3 protein-coding genes are annotated in these 6270 nt (G+C 70.7%); 2 read left to right on the top strand and 1 reads right to left on the bottom strand.

From position 1 onward, the window contains the following. Positions 1 to 9: 9 nt before the first annotated feature. Together GCG21_RS15510 and GCG21_RS15505 are read left to right on the top strand one after the other, a co-directional pair. Positions 10 to 4167, top strand: coding sequence for a beta strand repeat-containing protein (locus GCG21_RS15510; RefSeq protein ID WP_370517567.1), 4158 nt, complete (start codon positions 10 to 12; stop codon positions 4165 to 4167). Continuing rightward, entirely contained in the window at positions 4164 to 4661 is a 498-nt protein-coding gene (locus tag GCG21_RS15505; protein WP_152910577.1) for a hypothetical protein, read from the top strand. The genes GCG21_RS15510 and GCG21_RS15505 overlap by 4 nt, the downstream gene beginning before the upstream one ends. 4 nt (positions 4662 to 4665) lie before the next feature. On the opposite strand, the gene GCG21_RS15500 is transcribed toward GCG21_RS15505, so the two are convergent. After that, complete coding sequence (locus GCG21_RS15500) at positions 4666 to 6249, bottom strand: amidohydrolase family protein (RefSeq protein ID WP_194165137.1); 1584 nt, start codon at positions 6247 to 6249, stop codon at positions 4666 to 4668. Between the last annotated feature and the right edge of the window lie 21 nt (positions 6250 to 6270).

The raw sequence follows: 6270 nt of genomic DNA, 5'->3' as shown, positions 1-6270 counted from the left end.
GCGGGGAACGTGACCCTGACCGACGTCGTGATCACGGATCCGTTGGCGGGTCTGTCGGAGCTGTCCTATGACTGGTCGGCCGCGACCGGCGAGGGCGTGCTGGCACCGGGCGAGTCCGTCACCGCGACGGCGACGTACACGCTGACGCAGGCGGATGTGGATGCGGGCAGCGTGCACAACGTCGCCTCGGCCACGGGCACCCCGCCCGGTAGCGATGAGCCGCTTCCTCCGGTCGAGGACGAGGTCACGGTTCCCACGGTCGACCCGTCCCCGGCGATCACGCTGGTCAAGTCGGGTGAGACCACCGATGGGAATGGCGTCGGCGATGTCGTGACGTATTCGTTCACCGCGACGAATGCCGGGAATGTCACGCTCTCGGATGTGGCGATCACGGATCCGTTGGCGGGTCTGTCGGAGCTGTCCTATGACTGGTCGGCCGCGACGGGCGAGGGTGTGTTGGCTCCGGGTGAGTCGGTCACGGCCACCGCGACCTACACGCTCACGCAGGCGGATGTGGATGCGGGCAGTGTCGTGAACGTGGCGACGGCCGCGGGTACGCCGCCGCCGACGTTCGATCCGGAGGACCCGGAGACGCCGATTCCCTCCGATCCGGTCGAGGACGAGGACCCGGCCACGGTTCCCACGGTCGACCCGGCCCCGGCGATCACGCTGGTCAAGTCGGGTGAGACCACCGATGGGAATGGCGTCGGCGATGTCGTGACGTATTCGTTCACCGCGACGAATGCCGGGAACGTGACCCTGACCGACGTCGCGATCACGGATCCGCTGGCGGGCCTGTCGGAGCTGACCTATGACTGGTCGGCCGCGACCGGTGAGGGTGTGCTGGCTCCGGGTGAGTCGGTCACGGCGACGGCGACGTACACGCTGACGCAGGCGGATGTGGATGCGGGCAGTGTCGTGAACGTGGCCTCGGCCGCGGGTACGCCGCCGCCGACGTTCGATCCGGAGGATCCGGGCACGCCGATTCCCTCCGATCCGGTCGAGGACGAGGACCCGGCCACGGTTCCCACGACGGATCCGGCGCCGGCGATCACGCTGGTCAAGGACGCCGACCTCGCGGGCCAGGGCAACGTGGGCGACGTCGTCACCTACTCCTTCACCGCGACGAACAGCGGGAACGTGACCCTGACTGACGTCGTGATCACGGATCCGTTGGCGGGCCTGTCGGAGCTGTCCTATGACTGGTCGGCCGCGACCGGCGAGGGTGTGCTGGCTCCGGGTGAGTCCGTCACCGCGACGGCGACGTACACGCTGACGCAGGCGGATGTGGATGCGGGCAGCGTGCACAACGTCGCCTCGGCCACGGGCACTCCGCCGGGTAGCGATGAGCCGCTTCCTCCGGTCGAGGACGAGGTCACGGTTCCCACGGTCGACCCGGCCCCGGCGATCACGCTGGTCAAGGACGCCGACCTCGCGGGCCAGGGCAACGTGGGTGACGTCATCACCTACTCCTTCACCGCGACGAATGCCGGGAACGTGACCCTGTCGGATGTGCAGATCAGCGATCCGCTGGCGGGCCTGTCCGAGCTGACCTATGACTGGTCCGCCGCGACCGGCGAGGGCGTGCTGGCACCGGGCGAGTCCGTCACCGCGACGGCGACCTACACGCTCACGCAGGCGGATGTGGATGCGGGCAGTGTCGTGAACCTGGCGACGGCCGCGGGTACGCCGCCGCCGACGTTCGATCCGGAGGACCCGGGCACGCCGATTCCCTCCGATCCGGTCGAGGACGAGGACCCGGCCACGGTTCCCACGGTCGACCCGGCCCCGGCGATCACGCTGGTCAAGTCGGGTGAGACCACCGACGGGAATGGCGTCGGCGATGTCGTCACCTACTCCTTCACCGCGACGAATGCGGGGAACGTGACCCTGACCGACGTCGCGATCACGGATCCGCTGGCGGGCCTGTCCGAGCTGACCTATGACTGGTCCGCCGCGACCGGCGAGGGCGTGCTGGCACCGGGCGAGTCGGTCACCGCGACGGCGACGTACACGCTCACGCAGGCGGATGTGGATGCGGGCAGTGTCGTGAACCTGGCGACGGCCGCGGGTACGCCGCCGCCGACGTTCGATCCGGAGGACCCGGGCACGCCGATTCCCTCCGATCCGGTCGAGGACGAGGACCCGGCCACGGTTCCCACGGTCGACCCGGCCCCGGCGATCACGCTGGTGAAGTCGGGTGAGACCACCGACGGGAATGGCGTCGGCGATGTCGTGACGTATTCGTTCACCGCGACGAACAGCGGGAACGTCACGCTCTCGGATGTGGCGATCAGCGATCCGTTGGCGGGTCTGTCGGAGCTGTCCTATGACTGGTCGGCCGCGACCGGTGAGGGTGTGCTGGCTCCGGGTGAGTCGGCCACCGCGACGGCGACCTACACGCTCACGCAGGCGGATGTGGATGCGGGCAGTGTCGTGAACGTGGCGACGGCCGCGGGGACGCCGCCGCCGACGTTCGATCCGGAGGACCCGGGCACGCCGATTCCCTCCGATCCGGTCGAGGACGAGGACCCGGCCACGGTTCCCACGGTCGACCCGGCCCCGGCGATCACGCTGGTCAAGTCGGGCGAGACCACCGATGGGAATGGCGTCGGCGATGTCGTCACCTACTCCTTCACCGCGACGAACAGCGGGAACGTGACCCTGACCGACGTCGCGATCACGGATCCGCTGGCGGGCCTGTCCGAGCTGACCTATGACTGGTCGGCCGCGACCGGTGAGGGTGTGCTGGCTCCGGGTGAGTCGGTCACCGCGACGGCGACGTACACGCTGACGCAGGCGGATGTGGATGCGGGCAGTGTCGTGAACGTGGCGACGGCCGCGGGTACGCCGCCGCCGACGTTCGATCCGGAGGATCCGGGCACGCCGATTCCCTCCGATCCGGTCGAGGACGAGGACCCGGCCACGGTTCCGACCACGGATCCGGCGCCGGCGATCACGCTGGTCAAGGACGCCGACCTCGCGGGTGAGGGCAACGTGGGCGACGTCGTCACCTACTCCTTCACCGCGTCGAATGCGGGGAACGTGACTCTGACCGACGTCGTGATCACGGATCCGTTGGCGGGTCTGTCGGAGCTGTCCTATGACTGGTCGGCTGTGACCGGTGAGGGTGTGTTGGCTCCGGGTGAGTCGGTCACGGCGACGGCGACGTACACGTTGACGCAGGCGGATGTGGATGCGGGCAGTGTCGTGAACGTGGCGACGGCTGCGGGTACGCCGCCGCCGACGTTCGATCCGGAGGATCCGGGCACGCCGATTCCCTCCGATCCGGTCGAGGACGAGGACCCGGCCACGGTTCCGACGACGGATCCGGCGCCGGCGATCACGCTGGTCAAGGACGCCGACCTCGCGGGTGAGGGCAACGTGGGCGACGTCGTCACCTACTCCTTCACCGCGACGAATGCCGGGAATGTCACGCTCTCGGATGTGGCGATCACGGATCCGCTGGCGGGTCTGTCGGAGCTGTCCTATGACTGGTCGGCCGCGACCGGTGAGGGTGTGTTGGCGCCTGGTGAGTCGGTCACCGCGACGGCGACGTACACGTTGACGCAGGCGGATGTGGATGCGGGCAGCGTGCACAACGTCGCCTCGGCCACGGGCACTCCGCCGACGGTCGATCCGGAGAATCCGCCGGCGCCGCTTCCTCCCGTCGAGGACGAGGTCACGGTTCCCACGGTCGACCCGGCGTCGGCGATCACGCTGGTCAAGGACGCCGACCTCGCGGGTGAGGGCAACGTGGGTGATGTCGTCACCTACTCCTTCACCGCGACGAACAGCGGGAACGTCACGCTCTCGGATGTGCAGATCAGCGATCCGTTGGCGGGCCTGTCCGAGCTGTCCTATGACTGGTCGGCTGCGACCGGTGAGGGTGTGCTGGCTCCGGGCGAGTCCGTCACGGCCACGGCGACCTACACGCTGACGGAGGCCGACGTGCTCTCCGGTACGGTCGTCAATCACGCGACCGTCACGGGCACTCCGCCCTCGGGCGATGTGGTCGACGCCGCGGACAGTGCAACCGTCACGACGGGCACGCTGCCGTCGACGGGAGTGAATGAGGGCGCCCTCCAGCTGGGAGTCTCGGCGTTGGCCCTGCTGATCCTGGGTGCCGGCATCGTCACGATCCGCAGAAGGCGGGTGTCGGCGTGAGGCGATCGAGCAGCGCGACGCTCGGCCTCGGGATCCTGTGCCTCGCTCTGATGGCCGGATGTTCCGACGACGGATCGGCCACGTCCGACCCGTCGTCGGAGCAGACCGTCGGCGCCGAGGGGACGACGTCCGAGCCGACCCCCGATGAGTCACCGGACTCGGCGGACGGGGCCAAGCCCGACACCGTCGTGGACCTGGAGGAGCAGCCCGGTTCGCAGGAGGGATACGTCGGCGCCCTGGGCGACGCCGAACTCGCCACCTGTGCGACTCGGGACGGGGCGCTCGAGGTCACCGGTGACGTGACCAATCCGCAGAAGGAGGCGCAGAGCTACCGCATCTACGTCTCCGCGATGCAGGGCTCGGACACCCGCGGCCTCACCCAGGTCGACGTATCCGCCGTCGGTCCGGGTGAGACGGCCTCCTGGGAGGCGCGGCTCGATCTGACGGACGACGACCTCACCTGCGTGCTGCGGGTCGAACGCTTCGTCCCGTAGGGGCTCAGCGGCCGTCGAACGTCAGCCGGCCCGCGCAGAGCGTGCCGACGACGCCCGGGTCGGGGAGGCCCTCCTCCCCGACCCGGAACGGGTCGATCTCGGTGAGCACGAGATCGGCCGCATCGCCCACCCGCACCCGGGGCACTCGGCCGCACGTGGCGGCCAGCGCCTCGGCAACGGAGATGCGCTGCTCGCCGTGCCAGGGGCCGCGCTCGTCCCTCGTGCGCCGCACCGCCGCGGCGATGCCCGCCCACGGGTCGAGTGGAGCGACGGGGGCGTCCGAACCGAACACCATCGGCACCCCCGCCGCGAGGAAGTCGGCGAAGCGGTAGGCCCGGCCCGTCCGGCCCGGCCAGAGGCGCTCGGCCACGTCCCGGTCGTCGAGCAGGTGGAGCGGCTGCACGCTCGCGGTCAGCCCGAGCCGGGCGAGCCGGGGCACGTCCTCGTCGCGCACGAGCTGGGCATGCTCGATCGAGCCGGTCGCCCGCGCGGCCTCGAACGCGTCGAGCGCGGCACCGACGGCCCGATCGCCGATGGCGTGGATCGCCGAGCTGACACCCGCTCGCGCGGCCCGGCGCATCGTCGTCCGTAATTCGCTGCCACTCACGTTCGCCGCGCCTCGACCGCCGCCCGGATACGGGTCATGGCACCACGCGGAGTGGGTGTTGAGGGAGCCGTCGGAGATGACCTTGAGCGAGCCCATGCGCACGAGCGGCCCGGCCCCGGGGAGCTGGTCGCCGGTTCGCAGCCCGGCCGCGATCGCGGCGTCGAGGAAGTCCGGCCACACGCTCGCCCGCACGCGGTGGGAGTCGAATCCGGCCGCGACGCGCCGGCGCCATGCCGCGTGGGTGTCGATCGGGTCGAAGTCGACGATGCCCACGATCCCGCGGGCCGCCGCCGCCCGACCGGCCTCGATCACGCGGGCGTCCCGGGTGGCCTCGCTCGCCCGGCCGACGCGGGACATGATCTCGAACCAGTCGGTCTCGGCCACGAGACCCGAGGGGGATCGGGGCAGGCCGTAGCGTTCGAGCGCCGCGGAGTTCAACCACGCGGAATGCAGGTCGGCGCTGATGAGGGTCGTCGGCATGGTCCCGGTCACCGCGTCGAGCGCGGCGAGGGACGGGCCGTCCGGATCCCCCCAGCTGCGCTCCCAGCGCGAATGCCACAGGCCGTGTCCGGTGAGCTCGTCGGGGCCGGCAGGGCTGCCGGTGCCTGCAGAGCCTGCAGAGTCGCGGGCGGCACCAGAGTCACCAGAGTCGCCGGGTCGCTCGATCGTCTCGGACCGGCCGCCGCTCCGAGCGTGGAGACGACGCAACTCACCCGCCACGGCGTCGAGCACCTGGTCGGCGCTCGTGTGGGCGGTGAGGTCGAGCCGGTGCGTGCTGGCGGCCCAGTCGACCGGATGCACGTGGTGGTCCCACAGGCCCGGGAGCACCCAGGCGCCGTGCCAGCTCGCGCCATCGGCGCCGTCGGCGTCGCGATCGGTGGGACGAGCCGCCGGACGTACGGCCGAGACCCGGCCGGCGGTGAGCGTGACGTCGACGAGATCGCCGGTGCCGCCGGCGAGCCGCACGGAATGCAGGTTCACCCGACCAGGGTAGAACGAGCG

The organism is Pseudactinotalea sp. HY160, assembly GCF_009372055.1.
Lineage (GTDB): Bacteria > Actinomycetota > Actinomycetes > Actinomycetales > Beutenbergiaceae > HY158.
This window is presented reverse-complemented; position numbering and strand designations above follow the sequence as displayed.